The sequence below is a fragment of the Streptomyces genisteinicus genome (assembly GCF_014489615.1).
Taxonomy (GTDB): domain Bacteria; phylum Actinomycetota; class Actinomycetes; order Streptomycetales; family Streptomycetaceae; genus Streptomyces; species Streptomyces genisteinicus.
The window spans coordinates 1,374,494-1,396,584 of record NZ_CP060825.1; the positions used below are offsets into that span (position 1 = coordinate 1,374,494).

Genomic DNA, 22,091 nt, shown 5'->3' on the forward strand with positions numbered 1-22,091 from the left:
GGCACTTTCGTACCAGCAGACACACCCGACAGGAAGTGTTCATGCCAAAGATGTTACTGACGGGTTGTCGGCACCCCCGGATCAAGGACTGCCAAGGTGGAGCCAAGCGGTCCGAACCGGGCGCCCCCGACGGCTCCTTCCCGCCACTGCCGCGCCGGGCAAAACACGGTGCGCCGGCAGGGGGTGTGCCGGATCATGTGCCGTATGTCCGCGAATCCCCATGACGCACTGCCGGTCCGGCTGAACGTCGACGACAGCGACTCCCCGCCGGACGTCGTCGACGCGCTCTTCCTCGGCCGCTTCGCGACGGGCGAGCAGCCGTACTCGCACAGCTCCACCATCGACCGCGTGCGGTCCGGCGCCACCCTGCTGCCGCCCGCCGCCACCGTGCTGCGCAGCGCCCGCGACGACGACCGCAGCGCGACCCTCGCCGAAGGGGACGGCTGGACGGTCCTGGTCTCCCGGTGGAACCGGGGGGCCGACGTCACCGTGACGGCCGTCAGCTCCGAGCTGGCGGAGAAGGTGCTGGGCCAGGCGACCGACGGCGCGGTCGACGAACCGGAACCGCAGCCGGAGAACGTCACCATGGGCTTCTGGTACGTCTCCCCGCGGCGCGGCCCGCACCGCACCACACGGCAGATCGCGGCCGGCACCTGGGACGAGATCCGCCCCAACTACACCGCGCCGGTGGCCGCGGCGATGGACCGGCTGATGACGGTGACCCCCGACGACATCGCCGGCCGGCTGCTGCTGCTCCACGGCCCGCCCGGCACGGGCAAGACCTCCGCGCTGCGGACCCTCGCCCGGTCCTGGCGCGACTGGTGCCAGGTGGACTGCGTGCTGGACCCGGAACGCCTCTTCAACGACGTGGGCTACCTCATGGACATCGCGATCGGCGAGGACGAGGGGACGGCGAAGGGACGCTGGCGGCTGCTCCTGCTGGAGGACTGCGACGAGCTGATCCGCGGCGAGGCCCGCCACACCGCGGGCCAGGCCCTGTCCCGGCTGCTCAACCTGACCGACGGCCTGCTCGGCCAGGGCCGCAACGTCCTGGTCGGCGTCACCACCAACGAGGACCTCGAACGCCTCCACCCCGCGGTCGTCCGCCCCGGCCGCTGCCTCGCGCGGATCGAGGTCGGACCGCTCACCCGCCCGGAGGCGGTGTCCTGGCTGGGCGCCGAACAGGGCGTCGGGCGCGAAGGCGCCACCCTGGCGGAGCTGTTCGCCCTGCGCAGGGGCGCGTCGCCGGCCTCGGTCCCGGCACCGGGCACGAGCGCGGACGCCGGCCTCTACCTCTGAGGATCTGAGGGCCCGCCGCGACGGGGGACGTCAGTCCCTGCCGTACGCGACCCGCAGCGCGTCCTCCACCGCGCTCCGGGCGGCCGCCTCGCCGACCCCGAGCCGGCGCGCCTCGGCGGCGAACCGGGAGGCCGCCGCGGCGACATGGCGCTCCGCCGCGTCGCCCGCGGCCGCCACGAACGTGCCGTTGCGCCCCCGGGTCTCGATCACCCCGTCGCCCTCCAGAGCCCGGTAGGCCTTGGCCACGGTGTTGGCCGCGAGGCCCAGCTCCCCGGCCAGCCCCCGCACCGTCGGGAGCCGGTGGCCGACCGGCAGCGCGCCCGAGCGCGCCTGGCCGGCGATCTGGGCGCGGAGCTGCTCGTACGGCGCGTCCGCGGACCCGGGATCGATGGTGATGTTCAGCGTCACGGGCCGATTCTCCCCCACCCGACGGTAATTCGGAGGCGGGGCCGCGCGGCGCGACGTAGCGTGCGGCCCCATGACTGTGATCGTGCGCGACTTCCGTGCCGGGGACGCCGAGGCCGTGACCCGGCTCCGGCGGGCGGTGCTCCCCTTCGACGTGACCACCGCCGACGCCCTGCGCTTCGAGGTGCGGACCGCCCACCCCGCGAAGAAGTACCGCGTGCTGGTCGCCGAGGACGGCGGCGAGATCATCGGCATGACGCACTGCGGCATCGCCTACGACGCCTCCGAGCCCGGACTCTCCTTCGCGAGCCCCGTGGTGGCGGCGGAGCGGCGGGGCCGCGGCGCGGGGAGCCTGCTGCTCCGCGCGGCGGAGGAGCATCTGGCCGCCGAGGGGGCACGGACGCTGTACTCCTGGGTCCAGGACTCCCCCGCGTCCCGGGCGTTCGCCCGCAGGCACGGCTACGCTCCGCGCCGTTCGGCGCACTTCCAGCGCCTGGACCTGGCGGCGGGCGCCCTCCCGGAGCCGCCGGAGCCGCCGGCCGGGGTGGAGCTGCGCACGGCGGCCGACTACGAGGACGACCCCCGGCCGATGTTCGCGGCGGACGCGGAGGCCACCTCCGACGAGCCGGGCGACATCGCGACGGACTTCACCGACTACGACGACTGGATACGGCACACCTGGGAGAACCCGCTGCTCGACCGGGGGCTCTCCACCGTCGTCGTGGTCGACGGCGAGGTGGCGGCGTTCACCGCGGCGATGACCGACCGCGAGACGCGCTACCTGAGCGGCATGACCGGGACCGTGCGCGCCCACCGGGGCAGGGGCTACGCCAAGCTCGCCAAGTCCGACTCGCTGCGGCGCGCCCGCGCCGCGGGCTTCACGGACGCGTTCACCAGCAACGACGCGGACAACGGGCCGATGCTGGCGATCAACCGGTGGTTCGGCTACGAGGTGTGCGCCACGGAGGTGCGGCATGTCCGGGACATCGGCTGAGGTCCGGATCCGGCTCGTGAAGGCCGGCAGGACCAAGATCCGCTATCCCGCGGCGCTGCTCCGGGACGACGGCGCCCACCTCGTGGTGCGCGCCCCCTGGGCGGCGCCCGGCGTACGGGACTTCGGCTTCGTGCGGTTCGAGCCGGGTGACGTGTTCACCGAGCACTACTGGCGCGACCGGTGGTACGCCGTCAAGGAGGTCCGCACCGGCGAGGGCGTGCTCAAGGGCTGGTACTGCGACATCACCAGGCCCGCGGTGCGCACCGCCGACGAGGTGCTCGTCGAGGACCTCGACCTGGACCTCTGGGTGTCCGCGGACGGCGGCGAGGTGCTGCGCCTGGACGAGGACGAGTTCGCCGCGAGCGGCCTCGCGGAGCGGGACCCGCGGGCCGCCGGCGCCGCCGTGCGCGCCCTCGACGAGCTCGAACTCCTCGCCCGCGGCGCCGGACTGACGGGGCTCCTCGCCGCCGGCTGACCCGGGCGGCCCCGGGCCGGGACCCGGGCGGGGAGCCGTCCGGACCGGCCGGCCACGACGGGAGGGCCCGGCACATTGGGGTGTGCCGGGCCCTCCTCACTCCTGCTTCCCCGCCGGCGGATCAGCCGGATGCGGCCCCGCGCCGTGCGAAGGCCCTCCTCAGCAGCGGCCACGCCAGCAGGACCAGGACCACGGCGTAGACGGCGACCGAGAACGGGGTGTCGACGAGTCCCGTGACGCTGCCGTCGCTGATCTGCAGCGCCCGCCGCAGCTGCTGTTCGGCGGCCGGGCCGAGGATGACGCCGATCACCGCGGGCAGCACGGGCAGTCCGAAGCGCCGCATCCCGAGGCCGAGCAGGCCGACGGCGAGCAGGATCACCAGGTCGAGCGCCTCGCCGCCCACCGCGTACGCGCCGACGGCGGCGAAGAAGAGGATGCCCGCGTACAGGTACGGCCGGGGGATCCGCAGCAGCTTCGCCCAGAGGGGCGCGAGCGGCAGGTTCAGCGCGAGCAGCAGCACCATGCCGACGAACAGCGAGGCGATGAGGCCCCAGACCAGGTCGGGCTCGCGCTCGAAGAGCAGCGGTCCGGGCTGGATGCCGTACTGCTGGAACGCGGCGAGCATCACGGCGGCGACCGCGGTCGTCGGGAGCCCCAGCGTCAGCATCGACACCAGCGTGCCCGCGGCGGACGCCGAGGCGGCCGACTCGGGCCCGGCGACGCCCTCGATCGCACCGCGCCCGAACTCGTCCCGGTGCCGGGAGAGCCGCTTCTCGGTGACGTACGACAGGAAGGTGGGGATCTCCGCGCCGCCCGCGGGGATCGCCCCGAACGGGAAGCCGATGACCGGTCCGCGCAGCCACGCCTTCCACGTCCGCCGCACGTCCGACCGGGCGAGCCAGGGCCGTCCGACGGGTATGGCCTCGGCAGCGGTGCGCCGCAGCCGGGCGGCGACCCACAGGGCCTCGCCGATGGCGAAGAGGCCGACGGCGACGATGACGACGTCGATGCCGTCCGCGAGCTGGAGCGAGCCGAAGGTGAGCCGGGACTGCCCGGTCATCTGGTCGAGGCCGACGAGCCCGATGGTGAGGCCGATCAGGAGCGAGGCGAGTCCCCGGATGCGCGACGAGCCGAGGACGGAGGTCACGGCGATGAACGCGAGGACCATGATGGCGAAGTAGTCGGGGGCGCCGATGCCGACGGCGAGGTCAGCGACGGTGGGGGCGAGGGCGACGAGCAGGATCGTGCCGATCATGCCGCCCGCGAAGTGGCCCACGGCGGCCGCGGCGAGCGCCTGCGCCCCGCGGCCCGACTTCGCCATCGGGTTGCCTTCGAGCGCGGCGACGACGGCGGCGCTCTCGCCGGGGGTGTTGAGCAGGATCGAGGTGGTGGAGCCGCCGAACATCGCGCCGTAGTAGATGCCGGCGAACATGATGAACGCGCCGGTCGGCTCCAGTCCGTAGGTGACGGGCAGCAGCAGCGCGACCGCCATGGCCGGGCCGATGCCGGGCAGGACGCCGATCGCGGTGCCGAGGAGGACGCCGAGCACCGCCCAGAGCAGGTTCACCGGGGTGAGCGCGGTGCCGAAGCCGTCGATCAGCGAGGAGAGGGAGTCCATCTCTACAGCACCCCCATGAGCGGGCCGCCGGGCAGGGGAACGCCGAGCAGACGGTCGAAGACGGCATAGGTGGCGACGGCGAGGACCGCCGCGATCAGCGGGTCGCGGTGGTGGTGCCGGCTGCCGAGGGCGAAGGCCGAGCCCCAGAACAGCAGGGCCCCGGCGACCGGGAAGCCCAGCGGTTCGATGAGGACGGCGAAGGCGAGGAAGACGCCCGTCAGCAGCAGCACGGTGCGCCAGTCGCCCAGTTCGGCGAGGTCGACGTCCTCGCCGCCCTCCGCCTCCCCGCGTCCGCCGCGGAGCACGTCGGCGGTGAGCAGCACGGCCACCACCAGCAGACCGGTCCCGACGGCGAAGGGCACGGTCCGCGGGCCGACGGGGCCGCGCTGGGCGATGTCGACGTCCATGGTGAACGCGTCGGTCAGGACGAGGATGCCGATGAGGGCGAGCAGCAGGCCCACGCCGAGTTCGGAGCGCTCGCGCAGCCAGGCCGCGGCTCCGGCCGGCCGGGGGCCGGGGGTGGCGGGGAGTTCGGAGGCGCCTGGGGTCTCGGGGGTGCCTGGGGTGTCGGGGGTGGTCACAGGCCCAGCTCCTTCAGCACCTGGTCGACGTTGCGGTCCTGGGCGGCGAGGAAGTCGCCGAACGCGTCGCCGGTCAGGAAGGCGTCGTCCCAGCCGTTGGTGCGCAGCGACTCCTGCCACTGGGGTGAGGCGTGCAGCTCGGTGACGAGCGCGACGAGCCGGTCGCGTTCCTGGTCGGTGAGCCCGGGCGGGGCGACGATGCCGCGCCAGTTGGTGAACTCGGTGTCGAGCCCCGCCTCGCGCAGGGTGGGCGCGTCCAGGCCGGGCACCCGCTTCGGGCCGGTGACCGCGAGCAGCCGCAGCTCCCCCGACCGGATCTGGTCGAGGTATTCGCCGACGCCGGAGACCCCGAAGGCGACCTTGCCGCCGAGGACGGAGGCGAGGAGTTCGCCGCCGCCGTCGAAGGGCACGTAGTTGACGGAACGGGGGGCGATCCCGGCAGCCTGCGCCATCAGCATGGGCGCGAGGTGGTCGGGTCCGCCGGGCGAGGAGCCGCCGCCGACCGGCAGTTTGCCGGGCGCGGCCTTCCAGGCGGTGATCAGCTCGTCGATGGTCCGGTACGGCGAGTCCTTGCCGACGACGACGATGTCCTGCTCCTCGGTGAGCCGGGCGATCGGTGTGGTGTCGGCGAGGGTGGTGGGGGCCTTGTTGGTGTGCACGGCGCCCACCACCCCGAGGCCCATGGACATGGCGAGCCTGCCGTTGCCCCGCTCGCCGGCGAGCCGGGCGAGGCCGACGGTGCCGCCCGCACCGGGGAGGTTGAACACCTCGATGCCGTGGCTGAGTCCGGCGTCCTCGGCGTTCCTGGCGGCGGTGCGGGCGGTGATGTCGTAGCCGCCGCCGGGGGTGTTGGGGACCATGATGCGCAGTCCGGGGATCCGGGTACCGGTGTCGGCGCCGCTGCCCGGGGTGAGCAGCGGGGGCGCGACGAGCACCAGCAGAGCGGCCCCGAGCACGGCGAAGGGGGTGCGCAATCGCACGGGTACGCCTCTCGTGAGCGGTGGTGGGGACCTGTGAGGTGGCCCACATGTTGCCCGCGCGTGAAGAAGCTGTCTCTCTTCCGGAATCAACGGACGTTGTGGTCGTTGTGGTCGCCGCCTAGCGTGTCCGCGTGACGAAGGTGCTGGTGGTCGACGACGACTTCATGGTCGCCAAGCTGCACAGCCGCTATGTGTCCGAGGCGGAGGGCTTCACGGTCTCCGCGGTGGCGCACAGCGGCGGCGAGGCGCTGCGCGCCGCGGAGCGGCACCGGCCCGACCTGGTGCTGCTCGACGTGTACCTGCCCGACATGGACGGGATCGCGGTGCTGCGGGAGCTGCGCGCCGCGGAGGCCGCGGACCCGGGCCGGGGATGCACGGACGCCCTGTTCATCACCGCCGCGCGGGACGCGGCCGTGGTGCGGTCGGCGCTGCGGGCGGGGGCGCTGCACTATCTGATCAAGCCCTTCACCCGGGCCGCGCTGCACGAGCAGCTGCGCCATGTCGCCTCGCTGCGGTCCCGGCTGGAGCACCTGGACGAGGCACGGCAGGAGGACGTGGACCAGCTCTTCGGGGGCCGTCCGCCGGGTTCCCGGGAGCTGCCGAAGGGGCTGGCCGCGCACACGGCGGAGCGGGTGGAGCGGATCCTGCGGGACCATCCGGGCGACGTGTCGGCCACGGAGTGCGCCGAGGCCCTGTCGCTGTCCCGGGTCAGCGCCCGGCGCTATCTGGAGCACTTCGCCGTCACCGGCAGGGCGGAGGTGACGCTGCGGTACGGGGCGACGGGCCGCCCGGAGCGCCGCTACCGCCGGGTCGGCTGAGGCCGCGGGCCCGGGGCGGGCTCGGGAGGCGGGCCGCTCGGCGCGCGGAGTCAGGGGCCGCGCGGGCTCAGGAGGCGGGCCGGCTCAGGCGGCGGGCGGCGCGGGCGGGGGCTCGTGGAGGCCGAAGGCCGACCCCTGGTCGTCCTCGCAGATCAGGAAGCGCCCGAAGCGGGCGACGGTCTCCTCGTCCCCGCCGAGCTCCGTCTCGTCCACCCGGCCGCCGAGTTCACGGACCCGGTCGAGCGCGGCGTCCATGGCGTCGACGCGGAAGAAGACGTACGGGCGGGCCCCCGGATCGCCGCCGTGCACTCCGCCGGGGGCTCCCTCGGTGCGGATCGCGTAGCCGCCGCCCTCGGTCGTGCCCGCCTCGAAGACCCAGCCGAACAGGCCGCCGTAGAAGGCGCGCGCCTTGTCGGGGTCGCCCACACCCAGTTCGAAGAAGGAGATCTCCCCGGCCATCGCTCGCTCCCGGCTCGTCGCGGACACTCTTCCCACCGTAGGCCGGGCGGCGGGCACCCGCAGCCGGACGCGGTCCGGGCGCACGAGCGGGCCCGGCGCGCCCCGGCCCGGCACTCCGGGCGTTCCGCGGGCCGGTTCGCAGCTCGCTCCGACGGGCCGGAAGGGGTCATTCTCAGCGCCCGCTTAGGACCGCCTTAACGGGACCATAAGGATGCCCGTTCCCCTTTCCCAGCAGGCGATTTCACGGATCCGAGCGGCTAGCTTGCATGTCGCCGGGCCGGTTCGGGGCCGTCGCCGCCGCAGCCCGCGGGGCCGCGCCGCCGCCCCCGCACCCGGCCCGTCAGCCCGTCCCCGCTTCGAAGGAGAACCCCACCATGACCTCTCGCCGCAGGGCCGCCACGGTCGCCGCACTCGGTCTCGCGCCGCTCGCGCTGGTCTCGCTGGCCACGGCCCCGGCGTCCGCGCACGGCTCGATGACGGACCCGGTCAGCCGGATCTCCGCCTGTTTCGCCGAGGGCCCGGAGAACCCGGTCTCGGCAGCGTGCAAGGCCCTGGTCGCGGCGGGCGGCCCGCAGCCGCTGTACGACTGGAACGAGGTCAACATCGCCAACGCGGCGGGCAACCACCGGCAGTTGATCCCGGACGGCAAGCTGTGCAGCGCCGGCCGCGACAAGTACAAGGGGCTCGACGCGGCGCGCGCCGACTGGCCCTCGTCCGCGATGTCCGCGGGGAACCGCACCTTCACCTACAAGGCGACGGCCCCGCACAAGGGCACGTTCTCGCTGTACGTGACCAAGGAGGGGTACGACCCGTCGAAGCCGCTGGCCTGGTCCGACCTGGAGGAGAAGCCGTTCGCCGAGGTCACCGACCCGAAGCTGGAGAACGGGTCGTACGCGTTCACCGGCGTCGTGCCGAACCGGACGGGCCGGCACCTGATCTACTCGATCTGGCAGCGCTCCGACTCCCCCGAGGCCTTCTACACCTGCTCCGACGTGGTGTTCGGCAAGGACAGCTCCGGCGGCGCCCCCGCGCCCACCGCCTCTGCCCCCTCGGACGAGGAGATCGCGGACGGCGCCGGCAAGTCGACCGTGGACCACGGCGGTCACGGGGGCGACGGCCACGAGGGCCACGGGAGCACTCCGGCGGCGGAGCCCGCGGACGCGGCGGCCCCGGAGGCGGACGCGGGGGCGAACGCGCCCGAGGCCGCCGGGGCGGCCGACCCGTCGCCGGCCGCGGCCCCCGGGGCCTCCGGTGACGAGGTGAACCTCGCCGAGACCGGCGGCGACGGCAGCACGGTGTACCTCGCGGCCGGCGGCGCCGCCGCGCTCGCGATCGGCGCCGCGGCGCTGTTCGGGCTGGGCCGCCGCCGCACCGCCGCGGCCGGCGGGCGTCACGGCCGCTGACGTCCGGCACCGCGCACGCGGCAGGGGCCGCCGCACCCCCGGGGGTGTGCGGCGGCCCCTGCCGCGGTGCGGGATCAGCCGAGGACGGACGCGCAGGTCGTCCGGCGGGCGTTGGCCGGGTCGAGCGCGTTGGCGACCTCATGGGCGGCGATCACGTCGACGGTGCCGATGGCGACGTGCTCGGAGAGGTCGAGCGGACACAGGTCCTGGAGCAGCACGTTGCGGACGTCCGGTCCGCTCAGGTACTGCGTGCGCCAGGGCGTGACGACCTCGTCCCAGCGGGTGGCGATGACGGTGTAGCGCACGCCCGGTACGGTGTCGCCGCCCTGGTTGAGACGGGTGAGGAAGGCGGACCCCGCGACCTGGTCGGCGAGGGCGGGGGTGTGCTCGTCGATCAGTCCGGCGACTCCGGGGAAGTACGGGAGCAGCCGGGTCAGCCCGCCGAGGGTGGTGCCGTGATTGCTGGGCGCGATGCCGACGAGGGCGTTGACCTCGGCGGCGCCGCCGAGGAACTTCAGGTAGTGACGGGGCATCATGCCGCCCTGGGAGTGGCCGACGATGTCGACCTTCGCGGCGCCCGTGGCGCCGCGGACCCGGGCGACGAAGGCGTCGAGCTGCGCGGCCGACTCCTCGACCGGGCCGAGGCCGTGGAAGAAGGGCACCCCGGGGAGCTGCCCGTAGTCGAGGGAGAAGACGCAGTAGCCGCGCTTCACCAGGTAGGGGGCGAGGACGAGCCAGTTGTCGACGGAGTTCCCGAAGGTCCCGTGCACCAGGACGACGGGCCGGGGGTGGGCCTGGGAGGGCTTGCAGCGGTAGTCGTTCCAGCCACTGGCGGGCGCGGCGGCCGACTGGGCGGCGGACGCGGTGACGGCCGGGGTGAGGACGAGGGCGAGGGCCAGCAGCACGGCCGACAGCGGTCTGAGCATGCGGGTGGAGGGCAGCATCGGTCGTTCTCCTTGCGGCTCAAGGGAGTGGGGATGACCGAAGTTGCAGTGCGCACGACAACTCTCCAGCCAAATTACGGGCGGGTAACCGGCGGCGGGAAGCCGCGTGACGGTAAAGCTTCTGCGGGGGCTCCCCCACGGGAACCGGGAACCCGCTGCGGCCGGTGGCCGCGCACCCCGCCGCGCACGGTGTCCTCGGCCGCCGGGCGGACGGGGGCCGCCGGCCGGTCCGGCGGTCGAGGACCGGCCGGACCGCGCCGCGCCCCGGCCCGCCCGCACGGAGCCGGGACACGGGGACCCGGCTCCCGCCCCGCCGGCGGAGACCGCGCCTGTCCCGGAAAGCCCCCGCCGGCTACGCCGCCAGCGCCCCCCGGGTCACCGCCCCCGGGCCGAAGCGGGCGCGTGCCCGGTCCGCGGCCGCCTCCAGGCGGCGCGCCCGCTCGTCGGAGGGGTCGAACGACAGCTGGCGGGCGGCCCTTTCGGCCGGTCCGAGCCCTTCGGCGCGCAGCGACACCGCCCGCACCCGCGCCCGCTGCAGCCCGAGCGACTCGTGCATCGCGTATGCCGCGGTGACGAGGGACGGCGAGTGGGCGGTCGGCTCGCGCAGGGTGCGGGTGCGGGTGACGGCGGACCGGTCGGCGCAGCGCACGGTGAGGGCGAGGGAGCGGCACACCTGCCGCTCCCCGCGCATCCGCGCGCCCAGCTCCCCGGCGAGCGAGAGCAGTGCCCTGCGCTGCCGGTCCGGGTCCAGTTCGTCGATGCCGAAGGCGCGTTCCGCGGCCATCGACCGGGAGAGCGCGTCGGGTACGACCGCCGTGCGGTCGATTCCCCGCGCCCGCTCCCACACCTCGCGTCCGGCGCGCACGCCCAGCAGACGCTGCACGACGGCGAGCGGGGCGGCCGCGACGCGGCCGGCGGAGTCGAGGCCGTAGGAGCAGAGGGTGCGGGCGGCCGCCGGGCCGACGCCGCCGAGCGCGGCGACCGGTTTGTCCGCCAGGAAGCCGGCCGTGTCCTCCTCCGTCACGACCCGGGTCGTGCCGGGCGCGGCCTCGCGGGCCGCCATCCGGGCGATCATCGGGGTGGGGCCCGCGCCGATCACGCTGTCCACGCCGCAGTGGGCGAGCAGCCGCACCCGCAGCAGGGCGGCGAGTCCGGCGGCGTCCCGTCCGAAGTAGCGTTCGGCGCCCCGGACGTCGACGAGCGCGGCGTCCGGCGGCAGGGCCTGGACGACCGGGCTGACGTCCTCGGCGACCGCGAGCAGGGCGGGCAGCGCCGCCTCGTGCACCGGCGGCAGCAGGAACCGTACGTGGAGGATCATCCCGCGCTCCCGGGGCTCTGGTGCCACAGTTTCCTGCCGGTGGCGGCCTTGTCACCGGCGGGCTGGAGGTCTGCCCAGGGGTTCATCCGGTAGCCGGTGGGCAGTTCGATGCGGCGGCCGTCGTCGGCCCGCTCTCCGCCGGGGGCGGGCGCGGCGAGGCGGGCGGCGACCGCGTCGAGGCCACCGGTGCGCCGGAGTTCGGCGAGTTCGGCGAGGTTCCAGGCGGCGGCGCCCACCACGCTGAGGCTGCGCGGGCCGCGCCGCTGGACGACGCCGCGGACCAGCAGCAGCCAGGAGTGGAAGACGGTGTGGGCGCAGGCGGCGTGGCTGTCGTCGAAGAAGGCCAGGTCGACCAGGCCGGTGCCGTCGTCGAGCGTGCTGAAGATGACGCGCCTGCCGGACCGGATCGGCGGTGTCTGGGTGGCCGCCTTGGCACCGGCGACCAGCACGGTCTGCCCGTGCCGCGCGCCGCGCAGCCGCTGCGCGGAGACCGCTCCGAGTTCGGCCAGGAAGGCGTGGTGGTCGTCCATCAGGTGACGGGACGCGTCCATGCCGAGGACGCCGAGTTCGGCGCTGAGCCGTTCGGCGTCCCCGAGGTCGGGCAGTCCGACGGGGGCGGTCCGGCGGCCCTGGTCGAGCGGGAGCTGGCCGCCGCGGGAGGCGGTGCGTCCGCCGCGGTGGAGCTCGGCGAGGTGCAGCATCAGGTCGCGCCGGTTGGCGCCGAAGGCGTCGAGCGCCCCGACCTGGGCGAGCCGTTCGGCGACGGGGCGCGAGGGGCGGGCGCGCTGCCAGAAGTCGAGCAGCGAGGCGTACGGCCGCCCCTCCTCGATGCGGGCGGCCTCGTCCTCGCTGATGCCGTGGACGTCGGACAGCGCGAGCCGCAGCCCCCAGCGTCCCGGACCGGACACCGGCCCCGCACCCGGACCCGGACCCGGACCGGACACCGGACCCGGCTCAGACCCCGGACCGGACCCGGACTCCGACCCCGCCCCCGAACCAGACACCAGTTCGATTCGATGAGCGGCCGCCGACCGGTTGACGTCCAGCGGCAGCACGGGCACCCCGCGCCGCCGGGCGTCCGCCAGCAGCAGGCGCTTGGGGTACATCCCGGGGTCGTGCGTGAGCAGCCCCGCGTAGAAGGCGGCCGGGTGGTGGGTCTTGAGCCAGGCCGACTGGTAGGTGGGGACGGCGAAGGCGACCGCGTGCGCCTTGCAGAAGCCGTACGAGCCGAAGGCCTCGACGATCTCCCAGGTGCGGCCGACCGTCTCGGGCGCGTACCCCCTCTCCCCGGCGCGCTCGCCGAACCAGACCTTGATCCTGCTCTGCGACTCGGGGTCGGACAGCCCGCGCCGTACCCGGTCGGCCTCCGCCCGGCCGCAGCCGGTCATGATGTCCACGATCTCGATGATCTGCTCGTGGAAGACGACCACACCGTGGGTGCCCTTCAGCGCCTCCTCCAGGTCGGGGTGCGGGTAGCGGGCCGGCGCCCGGCCGTGACGCGCCTCGATGAACGGGCGCACCATGTCGGCGGCGACCGGGCCCGGCCGGAACAGCGAGATGTCGACGACCAGGTCGTGGAAGGTCTCCGGCTGGAGGCGGCCGACCAGGTCGCGCTGGCCGGGGGACTCGATCTGGAAGCAGCCCAGCGTCTCGGCGGACCTGATGAGGCGGTAGGTCTCCGGGTCGCCGGGCGGCACCTGGACGGGGTCGTCGAGGTCCAGCTCCTCCCCCGTGGCCCGGCGCACCTCGGCGACGGCGTGCGCCATCGCCGACTGCATCCGCACGCCGAGCACGTCGAGCTTGAGCAGGCCGAGCTTCTCCACGTCGTCCTTGTCGAACTGGGACATGGGGAAGCCCTCCCCGCTGGTGGGCACCACCGGGGTGCGCGCCGGCAGGGAGGCGTCGGAGAGCAGGACGCCGCAGGGGTGCATGGCGACCCCGCGCGGCAGCGCGTCCAGGGCCTCGACCAGGTCCCACATCCGTCCGCGCTTCTTCAGGTCGTCGGCCACGGCGCGCAGTTCGGGCAGCTCGTCGAGGGCGGCCCGGGCGTCGCGCGCCCGGATGTGCGGGAAGGCCTTGGCGATCCGGTCGATCTCGGCGGGGTCCATGGAAAGGGCCGCGCCCACGTCCCGTACGGCGTGCCGGACCCGGTAGGTCTCGGGCATGGACACGGTCGCGACCCGCTCCGCGCCGAAGCGGCCGATGATCGCGCGGTAGACGTCGAGCCGGCGGGCCGACTCCACGTCGATGTCGATGTCGGGGAGCACGCGGCGCCGCTCGGAGAGGAAACGTTCCATCAACAGGCCGTGCTCGACCGGGTCGGCGTGCGCGATGCCGAGGAGGTGGTTGACGAGGGACCCCGCGCCCGAGCCGCGCGCGGCCACCCGCACACCCATCTCCTGCACGTCCCGCACCACCTGGGCCACGGTCAGGAAGTAGGAGGCGAAGCCGTGGTGGGCGATGACGTCCAGCTCGCGGTGCATCCGCTCCCAGTAGTCGCGGCGCCGGTCGTAGCCGCGCAGCACCATGCCCGCGGCGGCGCGGGAGGCCAGCACCCGCTGCGCGGTGCGCCGCTCCGCGCCGACGAGCCGGGGCTCGGGGAAGTGGACGCTGCCGATTCCCAGGTCGCCCTCGGGGTCGACGACGGCGTCCGCGGCCGCCTCGGCTGTCATGGCGAGCAGCCGCAGCGCGGTGTCCCGCCGGAAGCCCGCGGCCTCGGCCACCCGCTCGGCGGTGAGCGCCATGGCCGCCGGGTCCTTGAGCCAGCGCTCCCCGCTGTCGAGCCCTCTGCGCGGGTCGACGGGCACCAGGCGGCGGGCCGCGTCGAGCACGTCGGCGACCGGGCCGAGCCCGGGGTCGGCGTAGCGGACGGCGTTGGCGAGGACCGCGCGCACGCCCTGCTCCGCGGCGAGCCCGAGGGTGCGGGCGGCCTGGCGCAGCGAACCGGGACCGGTGCCGGTGCGGCCGTGGTGCACGACCTCCAGGCGCAGCCGGTCGCCGTACCGCTCCCGCCAGGGAGCGAGCAGCGCGGCCGCACGGTCGGGCCTGCCCCGGGTCAGGGCCTCGCCCACGTCCGACGAGGGGCCGAGGAGCACGGTGAGGCCGTCGCCGTGGTTGGCGGACCAGGGCAGCAGCGGGCGGTCGCCGTCCCCGGCGTGGGCCGCGGTGATCATGCGGCAGAGATCGGCCCAGCCGCCGCGGTCGCGGGCGAGGAAGACGACCCGGTGCGCGGACTCGTCGACGAACGCGCCGCCGCGCACCGGTGCGCGGCGGCGCCCGGCGTGCCCGGCGCGGACCTCGTGCCCCCCGACCGCGAGGTCCGCGCCGAACAGCGGGCGCACGCCGTGGCGGGCGCACGCCTCGGCGAAGCGGACCGCTCCCGCGAGGGTGTCGCGGTCCGTCAGCGCCAGGGCGTCCATGCCCCGCTCCGCCGCGCGTTCGGCAAGCCGCTCCGGGTGGGAGGCTCCGTAGCGCACGGAGAACCCGGAAACGGTGTGCAGATGCGTGAACCCTGGCACCCGCGCCTCCTGGATCAGTCCGTCTCACCTCCCCCGTTCTCCACCATAGACCAATTTTCGAACACTCGTACGATACATCTCCGTGCGACTCCCCCGCCCCGCCCGTACGCCATTCAGCCCCGCCCCACCTGCAGGAACACGGCCCCGGACCGAGCGTGGGCGCATGGCGCAGAGATACGACGGACCACCAGGCGACAGGCCGGACGACGACCGGGACGCCCCCGGTGCCGACTCCTCCGCCGACCCCGGCACGGGTGCCGGCACCGGCACCCGTGCCGGCACGAAGCCACGCCCCGGCTCCCGCAACGGCCCCCGGACCGGCTTCGCCGCCGAGGCCAGGAACGCGGTGAGCGTGCGGGCGGCCCTCCTCGTCCTCGGGGTGCTGGCGCTCCAGATCGCCTTCATCACGTCGTACGTCGGCGCCTTCCACGACCCGACGCCCCACCGGATCCCCCTGGCGGTGACCTCCGTCTCGCCCCAGGCGGTCGACCAGTCCCTGTACCGGCTGAACCGGCTCCCCGGCGAACCGCTCGACCCCCGGGCGGCGGCCGACGAGGCGACCGCCCGCCGGCAGATCATGAACCGCGAGGTGGACGGCGCACTGGTCATCGACCCCCGGGCCGGCGCCGACCGGCTCCTCGTCGCCGGCGGCTCGGGCTCCTCGCTCGCCCAGGCGCTCACCGCGGTCGTCACCGAGGCCGAGGCCGCCGAGGGCCGCCGGGTGCGGGTGGTGGACGTGGTCCCCGAGGCGCCGGGCGACGCCCGTGGACTGTCCTCGTTCTACCTGGTCGTGGGCTGGTGCGTGGGCGGCTACCTGTGCGCGGCGATCCTCGCCATCAGCGCCGGCGCACGGCCGGCGAACGGCAGCCGCGCACTGATCCGGCTGGGCGTCCTGCTGCTGTACTCGATCGCCGCCGGCCTGCTCGGCACGGTGGTCGCCGGCCCGGTCCTGGACGCGCTGCCGGGCAGCGTCTGGGCCCTGTGGGGCCTCGGCACCCTGCTGGTCTTCGCCGTCGGCGCGCTGACGCTGGCCCTCCAGGGACTGGCCGGCATCGTGGGCATCGGCCTGGCGATCCTCGTCGTCGTGGTCGCGGGCAACCCGAGCGCCGGGGGCGCCTACCCCTACCCGCTGCTCCCGCCGTTCTGGCGGGAGATCGGCCCGGCGCTCCCACCGGGGGCGGGCACCTGGACGGCACGCTCGATCGCGTACTTCCGCGGCAACGCGGCGGCCGGCCCGATGTGGGTGCTGGCCGCGTGGGCGGTGGGCGGAGCGGCCGTCACCATGGCCCTGGCGCTGCTGCGGGGCCGCGGCCGCTCCGGCGCCCGGACCTGACCCGGCCCGGACGACGGAGGCAGGGCGCACGACGCACGACGACAGCGGGGCCGCCCCCGAAAGGGGCGGCCCCGCCGCATGTTCCTGCCGTGGACGCCGGCCCGTGAGGACGCCGGACGGCGTCCGGGCCCCGGCGGACGGGACGTCACCGCCGCGGTGCCGGCCGATCCCCTCGCCGGACACCGGGCGGCCGCGTCACCGGCCGCCCGCCGTCACCGGTCTCAGCCGATCTGCGCGCCGAACGCCGAGAGCGCCTCGGTCACGGGCTGGAAGAACGTCTCCCCGCCCGAGGAGCAGTCGCCGCTGCCGCCCGAGGTGAGGCCGATCGCCACCTCGCCCGCGAAGAGCGAGCCGCCGCTGTCGCCGGGCTCGGCGCAGACCGAGGTCTGGATGAGCCCCTCGACGACGTCGCCGTTGCCGTAGTTCACGGTCGCGTCGAGGCCGGTGACCTCGCCGTCGTGGACCTGGGTGGTCGAGCCGCTGCGCTGCACCTGCATGCCGACCGTGGCGTCGCCCGCGGAGGTGATGGCCTGCGCGCTGCCGTTGTAGAGGTTGACCTCGCTCGGGTGCGCGGTGTCACCGCTGTACTTCACCAGCGCGAAGTCGTTGCCCGGGAACTGGGAGTCGACCATCGAGCCGATGGCCGCGCCGCCCGCCGAGTCCGACCACTCGCTGCCGGTCTCGCCGCAGTGCCCGGCGGTGACGAAGTGGGGCTCGCCGTCCTTGACGACGTTGAAGCCGAGGGAGCAGCGGCCGCCGCCGGAGTGGATGGCGTCGCCGCCCGAGGCGAAGGTGGTGAACTCGCCCGCGGTCCGCTTCAGCTCGGCCTTGGCGCCGAGGCCCTCGACGACCTTCTTCAGCTTGGTGAGCTCCGCACCCGCGACCGTGCGGTCGGCCGTCACGACGACCCTGTTGGTGACCGGGTCGGTCGCCCAGGAGGTGCCGGGGATGGCGGCCTTGTCGGAGAGCGTCTGGCGCGCCCCGGTCAGTTCGGCGAGGGTGTTCTGGACGATCCGGGCCTTGCCGCCGGCCTCGCGCACGGTCGTCGCCGCCTCCTGCGAGAGGACGTTGACGACGAGGGCCTTCGCCTCGGTGTCGTAGTAGGAACCGGCCTCGTCCGCGCCGAGGTCGGACTTGAGGGAGAGCGCGAGCGTCCCGGCCGCGGGCGCGGTCAGCGCCTTGACCGAGAACTGCTCGGGGTTGTCACTGGCGTTCGCACTCTGGAAGGTGAAACCCGCGGCGAGCAGCGCGACGACGGCGCCGCCGGCGACGGCGGTCTTCCTCCGGGTTATGCGACGGTGCTTCAAAGGTGACCTCCTGTGGGGGGCCGCGCCCGGGACAAGTGGGGTGTCCGGGAGCGGAGGTGGACGCGCTCACTATTCCGAGGCGTCGCACTCGCACACAAGGCCGACTTCTGGACGGGCACACGACAACACGGGTGCGTTCACACCGCCTTCACGAAATGGGCTCCTGTCATGGGCGGTCCGCCCATGACAGGAGCCCCCGCCCGGCGGTCCGGGCGGGGGCTCGTCGCGGGTGCGGCAGGGGGCGGTCTCCGCGGCCAAAGGGCGTTCCCCCGGTACACCCGGAGGGCGTTCCCTAGTACACGCTGACCCCGTAGGCGCTGAGCGCCTCGGTGACCGGCTGGAAGAACGTCGTGCCGCCGGTCGAGCAGTTGCCGCTGCCGCCGGAGGTCAGGCCGATGGCCCTGCTCCCGGAGTACAACGGGCCGCCCGAGTCGCCCGGTTCGGCGCAGACGTTGGTACGGATCATGCCGTAGACGACGTCGCCGCCGCCGTAGTTGACGGTGGCGTTGAGGCCGGTGACGGTGCCGCTGTGGGTGCCGGTGGTGGAGCCGCGGCGGGTGACGGACATGCCGACGGTCGCGTTGGCCGCGCCGGTGATGTCGACGCCGCCGACGGTGCCCGGGTGGGCGAGCGAGGTGTTGGTGTAGCGCACCAGGCCGTAGTCGTTGCCGGGGAAGCTCGACCCGGCCGTGGGCCCGATGGCGGTGGTCCGGGCGGAGTTGGTGTACCAGGTGCCCGCGCCGTCGGTGCAGTGGCCGGCGGTCAGCAGGTAGTAGGTGCTGCCGCTGCGGACGTTGAAGCCGAGCGAGCAGCGCCAGCTGCTGGCGTAGATGGCGTCGCCGCCGGCGATGAGCTTGGAGAAGGTGCCCGGGGTGCGTTCGATGCGCAGGGCTCCGGCCTGCGGGCCCGCCTCGCGCTTGATGGCGGCGATCTCGGCGCGGGAGACGGTGGAGTCGGCGGTGACGACCAGGGTGCCGGTGGCCCGGTCGACGTGCCAGGCGGTGCCCGGCACGTCGGCTGCGAGCACGGCGTCGCTCGCGGCGGCGAGCTGGGCCGCGCCGAAGGTCCCTTGCTGGTCGGCGGAGGCGGTGGCGGTGGGGACGGCCAGCGCCGCGGCCGCGATCAGACCGGTGGCGGCGGCGAGCAGACGGCCCCGTCTGCCGGAGGTGCTGCCGGGGATGGTGCGCTTGATCCTCACGTGTCGTTCCTCCCGAGGGGAAAGGGGGCCCGTTCGTGGGGTCGGGGCCCGTGAGGCGCGGCCGGCGGGCAGGTGCCGTCCGTTTCCGGACAGTCCGTGCCCCTGGCGAGCGCTGGTCGGGAGTATTGGCGGCGCCAACCGGCCGCACAAGGGCGGGAATGCCTGACAAGGGCGGATTCCGGCCGCTGTTCGCGGGCACGGCGCGGCGCCCCGGGAGCCCTTCGCTCCCGGGGCGCCGCGCGGCGTGCCGCGCCCGGTCGTCCGGTGGGACGGATCAGCCTTCCGCCAGGTTCCGCTCACCGGCGGCGACCGCCACCGGGAGGGTGTTCCCGGGCGGCGGGAAGGGGCAGATGAAGTGGTCGGCGAAGGCGCACGGCGGGAGCAGCGCGCGGTTGAAGTCGACGTCCACCGCGAGGTCGGCCGCGGGGGCCCCGGGCCGCAGGAAGCGGAACCGGTAGCTGCCGTCCCCGCTGGTGGCGTCGGCGAAGACCGCCCACAGCGAGCCGTCGGCCTCGACGGCCGCCCGGAGGGTGTGCTCGGTCCCGTCGAGCGCGAAGACGATCTCGCCGCCGAGACCGAGCCCGCGTTCGCGTCCGTCCGCGTTCTCCACCCGGACGCTCCGGTGCTCCCCGTACGGCCGGAAGCGTCCCCGGACCCGCCAGCGGGGGTCGTACGGCGTGGCCTCGATGCCCGTGAACGCCCGGCGGGCCGGCGCACGGGGGTCGAAGTCCCGCACCGCCCAGAGCCCTTCGCGCCGCAGGACGACCAGCCGCCGGTCGCCGTGGGCGACCCGGGAAGCGGGGATGGGCGCATGATCGGGGGCGAGGGCGACGGTGCCGGTGAACGGCTTGCCGTCGAGGGTGAGGCCGTCCTCTCCGCCCGCGGTCAGCAGCACGTGGTCGCCGTCGTCCGCCCAGAGCCCCGGGACGGCCGGAATTCGCCCCTCGGGGTGGTCGGCGAGCCAGTGGGTGCCCGTCAGGGACAGCGGACCGTACGGCTCGCCGGCGCTCGCGATGCGCTGTTCGTGCCATTCCTGCCAGTCACGCCGGTCGTACCCGGCGGATGCGTCCGTGCTCATGCCGCCGACCTTTCCACACCGGTCCCGGTGAGACCGAGGTGCTCGCGCAGCGTGGTGCCGGTGTACCGGGTGCGGAACACGCCGCGCTCCTGGAGGAGCGGCACCACCGTGTCGACGAAGCCGTCGAGGCCGCCGGGGGTGAGGTGGGGCACGAGGATGAAGCCGTCGGCCGCGTCCCGCTCGACGAACTCGGCCATCGCGGCCGCCACCGCCGACGGGGTGCCGATGAACGACTGGCGGCTGGTGGTCTCGATGACCGTCTGCCGGATCGACAGCCCCTTCTCCTCGGAGAGCGCGCGCCAGCGGGCCGCCGCCTCGAACGGGTCGGCGTGGCGCACCCGGCCCTGGACGAGGGCGGAGTCCGGGTCCGGGTCGACGTCCGGCAGCGGTCCGTCGGGGTCGTACGCGGAGAGGTCCCGGCCCCAGACGAGTTCCAGCGCGTGGATCGCGTTCTGCGGGGAGATCTGCTGCCGGCGGATCTCGGCGGCGCGCTCCTGGGCGTCGGCGGCGGTGTCCCCGAGGACGACCGTGACCCCGGGCATCAGCTTGAGGTCCTCCTCGCGGCGGCCGTGCCGGGGCAGCCGCCGCTTGACGTCGCGGTAGAAGGCCCGGCCGGCCTCCAGGGTTCCGTGCCGGGTGAAGATGACGTCGGCGGCCGAGGCGGCGAACTCCCGCCCCTCGTCGGAGTCCCCGGCCTGGATGACCACGGGCCGTCCCTGCGGGGAGCGGGGCGGGGTGCTCTCCCCGGCGATGGCGAAGTGGTCTCCGGACCAGGCGAAGGAGCGCTGCCCCGCGCCGGCCGCGTCCCACAGCGCGCGGGCCGCGGCGACGAACTCGGCGGCCCGGGTGTAGCGGTCGGCCCGGTCGAGGAACCCGCCGCGCCGGAAGTTCTCGCCGGTGAACGCGTCGGACGAGGTGACGACGTTCCAGGCGGCGCGGCCGCCGCTCAGCAGGTCCAGCGAGGCGAGGCGGCGGGCCAGCTCCCAGGGTTCGTTGAAGGTGGCGTTGACGGTGGCGGCCAGGCCGAGACGGTCGGTGACCGCCGCGAGGGCGTTCAGGACGGTGATCGACTCGGGCCTGCCGACGACGTCGAGGTCGTGGACGCGGCCCTTGTGCTCGCGCAGCCGCAGCCCCTCGGCGAGGAAGAAGAAGTCGAAGAGGCCGCGCTCCGCGGTGCGGGCGAGGTGGACGAAGGAGTCGAAGTCGATCTGGCTCCCGGACCGGGGATCGGCCCACACCGTGGTGTTGTTGACCCCGGGGAAGTGGGCGGCGAGGTGGATCTGCTTGCGCGGCGGCGTCGGGCCGGTGGTCATGAGGCTCCCCCGGTGGTGGCGAAGTGGTTGGCGGGGCGGGCGAGCCGGAGGTGCCCGCGCAGGGTGGTGTCCTCGTACCGGTCGCGGAACAGGCCCCGCTCGCGCAGGGCGGCGACGGTGCCCGCGGTGAGCCGGGCTAGGCCGGTGTCCGGGGCCAGGGGCACGAGGTGGAAGCCGTCCACGGCGCCGCCGGCGTGCCACCGGGCGATCAGGTCCGCGAGTCCGGCGGGGCTGCCGCCGAAGTGTCCGCCGCCCGGCGCGGAGGCGGCGGGCCCGTCACCGAGGTCGACGACGAGGGTGGCGAGGATCCGCAGCGTCCCCGGGTCCCGGCCCAGGGCGGCGGCCCGGGCACGGAGTTCCGTGCCCCGGGCCGCCGTCTCCTCGGCGGTCCCGGCCCGCAGCAGCACGACGTCGGCGTGGCGGGCCGCGGTGTCCCGGCTCACCGCCGCCGACGCGTCGACGACGGTGACGGGGTGGCCCTGCGGCGGCCGGGGCACGATCGACGGCCCCCGGACGCCGAAGGCCGTGCCCCGGTAGTCGACGTAGTGGAGCTTGTCGCGGTCGACGAAGCGGCCTGTCGGCGTGTCGCGTATCTCGGCGTCGTCCTCCCAGCTGTCCCACAGCAGCCGCGAGACCTCTGCCACCTCGCCCGCCTCCGCCCAGGCGGCTTCGGGGCCGAGGAGTTCCCGGCGGCCGACGAGCCGGTTCTCCGCGGCCGATGTCGACACATCGACACGCCAGCCCGCCCGGCCCCGGCTGACCCAGTCGAGGGTGGCGACACCCGCCTGCACGTGGAACGGCTCGGTGTGGGTGGTGGTCACGGTGGGCACCAGGCCGATCCGGCGGGTCTCCGGCGCGATCCGGGCGAGGGCCCCGAGCGCGTCGGGACCGGGGCCGCCGAAGGAGTCGGCCAGGGTGACGAAGTCGAGCAGCCCCTCCTCGGCGGTCCGGGCGAGCCCGAGAAGCCGGCCGGGGTCGTCATGGGGCGGTCCGCCGATCTCGGCGGCGAGGTGGAGCGGGGCGGGGGCTGGCATGGAACGGCCTTTCGGT

At 75.0% G+C, this 22,091-nt stretch carries 19 protein-coding genes; 6 read left to right on the forward strand and 13 right to left on the reverse strand.

The genetic code is table 11. From position 1 onward, the window contains the following. The first annotated feature begins 195 nt into the window (after window positions 1-195). On the forward strand, window positions 196-1,299 hold the full coding sequence (locus tag IAG43_RS06085) for a DUF5925 domain-containing protein (protein WP_187739733.1): 1,104 nt from the start codon (window positions 196-198) through the stop codon (window positions 1,297-1,299). Window positions 1,300-1,329: 30 nt separating this feature from the next. On the opposite strand, the gene IAG43_RS06090 is transcribed toward IAG43_RS06085, so the two are convergent. Beyond that, complete coding sequence (locus IAG43_RS06090) at window positions 1,330-1,707, reverse strand: GntR family transcriptional regulator (RefSeq protein WP_187739734.1); 378 nt, start codon at window positions 1,705-1,707, stop codon at window positions 1,330-1,332. 70 nt (window positions 1,708-1,777) lie between these two features. Between IAG43_RS06090 and IAG43_RS06095 the strand changes: the two genes are divergently transcribed. Together IAG43_RS06095 and IAG43_RS06100 are read left to right on the forward strand one after the other, a co-directional pair. Beyond that, window positions 1,778-2,698 (forward strand): GNAT family N-acetyltransferase, encoded by a 921-nt coding sequence (locus IAG43_RS06095; protein WP_187739735.1) that lies wholly within the window; start codon window positions 1,778-1,780, stop codon window positions 2,696-2,698. Next, window positions 2,679-3,173 (forward strand): ribonuclease FAU-1 family protein, encoded by a 495-nt coding sequence (locus tag IAG43_RS06100; protein ID WP_187739736.1) that lies wholly within the window; start codon window positions 2,679-2,681, stop codon window positions 3,171-3,173. Before IAG43_RS06095 ends, IAG43_RS06100 begins: the two co-directional genes overlap by 20 nt. Before the next feature lie 121 nt (window positions 3,174-3,294). Here IAG43_RS06100 and IAG43_RS06105 read toward each other — a convergent pair whose 3' ends face one another. From IAG43_RS06105 to IAG43_RS06115, 3 genes are read right to left on the reverse strand one after another with little or no spacing between them, the layout of a single operon-like run. Then, window positions 3,295-4,791 carry a tripartite tricarboxylate transporter permease gene (locus IAG43_RS06105; protein WP_187739737.1) on the reverse strand — a complete coding sequence of 499 codons (1,497 nt, stop codon included), beginning with the start codon at window positions 4,789-4,791 and terminating at the stop codon, window positions 3,295-3,297. A 2-nt stretch (window positions 4,792-4,793) separates the two neighbouring features. After that, complete coding sequence (locus IAG43_RS06110; RefSeq protein ID WP_187739738.1) at window positions 4,794-5,372, reverse strand: tripartite tricarboxylate transporter TctB family protein; 579 nt, start codon at window positions 5,370-5,372, stop codon at window positions 4,794-4,796. After that, window positions 5,369-6,352, reverse strand: coding sequence for a Bug family tripartite tricarboxylate transporter substrate binding protein (locus IAG43_RS06115; protein ID WP_187739739.1), 984 nt, complete (start codon window positions 6,350-6,352; stop codon window positions 5,369-5,371). The genes IAG43_RS06110 and IAG43_RS06115 overlap by 4 nt, the downstream gene beginning before the upstream one ends. A 131-nt stretch (window positions 6,353-6,483) precedes the next feature. On the opposite strand from IAG43_RS06115, the gene IAG43_RS06120 reads away from it, so the two are divergent. Continuing rightward, the gene (locus IAG43_RS06120) at window positions 6,484-7,170 is read left to right on the forward strand and encodes a response regulator (protein ID WP_187739740.1); all 687 of its coding nucleotides are present in this window, start codon (window positions 6,484-6,486) and stop codon (window positions 7,168-7,170) included. An 84-nt stretch (window positions 7,171-7,254) separates the two neighbouring features. Here IAG43_RS06120 and IAG43_RS06125 read toward each other — a convergent pair whose 3' ends face one another. Then, the gene (locus IAG43_RS06125) at window positions 7,255-7,629 is read right to left on the reverse strand and encodes a VOC family protein (protein ID WP_187744312.1); all 375 of its coding nucleotides are present in this window, start codon (window positions 7,627-7,629) and stop codon (window positions 7,255-7,257) included. A gap of 374 nt (window positions 7,630-8,003) precedes the next feature. Here IAG43_RS06125 and IAG43_RS06130 point away from each other — a divergent pair, with 374 nt between their 5' ends. Next, the gene (locus tag IAG43_RS06130; RefSeq protein WP_187739741.1) at window positions 8,004-9,032 is read left to right on the forward strand and encodes a lytic polysaccharide monooxygenase auxiliary activity family 9 protein; all 1,029 of its coding nucleotides are present in this window, start codon (window positions 8,004-8,006) and stop codon (window positions 9,030-9,032) included. Between the two features lie 74 nt (window positions 9,033-9,106). Here IAG43_RS06130 and IAG43_RS06135 read toward each other — a convergent pair whose 3' ends face one another. From IAG43_RS06135 to IAG43_RS06145, 3 genes are all read right to left on the reverse strand, one after another. Next, window positions 9,107-9,976 (reverse strand): esterase/lipase family protein, encoded by an 870-nt coding sequence (locus IAG43_RS06135; RefSeq protein ID WP_187739742.1) that lies wholly within the window; start codon window positions 9,974-9,976, stop codon window positions 9,107-9,109. 352 nt (window positions 9,977-10,328) lie between these two features. Then, window positions 10,329-11,294, reverse strand: a complete 966-nt coding sequence (locus IAG43_RS06140; protein WP_187739743.1) for a DNA polymerase Y family protein — start codon at window positions 11,292-11,294, stop codon at window positions 10,329-10,331. Next, window positions 11,291-14,812: a DNA polymerase III subunit alpha gene (locus tag IAG43_RS06145; protein WP_187739744.1), complete on the reverse strand. Its 3,522-nt coding sequence runs from the start codon at window positions 14,810-14,812 to the stop codon at window positions 11,291-11,293. Before IAG43_RS06145 ends, IAG43_RS06140 begins: the two co-directional genes overlap by 4 nt. A 163-nt stretch (window positions 14,813-14,975) precedes the next feature. Between IAG43_RS06145 and IAG43_RS06150 the strand changes: the two genes are divergently transcribed. Beyond that, window positions 14,976-16,145: an ABC transporter permease gene (locus tag IAG43_RS06150; RefSeq protein WP_246574084.1), complete on the forward strand. Its 1,170-nt coding sequence runs from the start codon at window positions 14,976-14,978 to the stop codon at window positions 16,143-16,145. A gap of 221 nt (window positions 16,146-16,366) precedes the next feature. Here IAG43_RS06150 and IAG43_RS06155 read toward each other — a convergent pair whose 3' ends face one another. From IAG43_RS06155 to IAG43_RS06175, 5 genes are all read right to left on the reverse strand, one after another. Continuing rightward, window positions 16,367-17,452, reverse strand: a complete 1,086-nt coding sequence (locus tag IAG43_RS06155) for a S1 family peptidase (RefSeq protein WP_187739745.1) — start codon at window positions 17,450-17,452, stop codon at window positions 16,367-16,369. Between the two features lie 292 nt (window positions 17,453-17,744). Further along, entirely contained in the window at window positions 17,745-18,650 is a 906-nt protein-coding gene (locus IAG43_RS06160) for a S1 family peptidase (protein WP_187739746.1), read from the reverse strand. A gap of 274 nt (window positions 18,651-18,924) precedes the next feature. Next, a complete protein-coding gene (locus IAG43_RS06165; RefSeq protein ID WP_187739747.1) occupies window positions 18,925-19,728 on the reverse strand; it encodes a DUF1684 domain-containing protein in 804 nt (267 codons plus the stop codon). Next, window positions 19,725-21,041 carry an NtaA/DmoA family FMN-dependent monooxygenase gene (locus IAG43_RS06170; RefSeq protein ID WP_187739748.1) on the reverse strand — a complete coding sequence of 439 codons (1,317 nt, stop codon included), beginning with the start codon at window positions 21,039-21,041 and terminating at the stop codon, window positions 19,725-19,727. The genes IAG43_RS06165 and IAG43_RS06170 overlap by 4 nt, the downstream gene beginning before the upstream one ends. After that, complete coding sequence (locus IAG43_RS06175) at window positions 21,038-22,075, reverse strand: LLM class flavin-dependent oxidoreductase (RefSeq protein WP_187739749.1); 1,038 nt, start codon at window positions 22,073-22,075, stop codon at window positions 21,038-21,040. Before IAG43_RS06175 ends, IAG43_RS06170 begins: the two co-directional genes overlap by 4 nt. Between the last annotated feature and the right edge of the window lie 16 nt (window positions 22,076-22,091).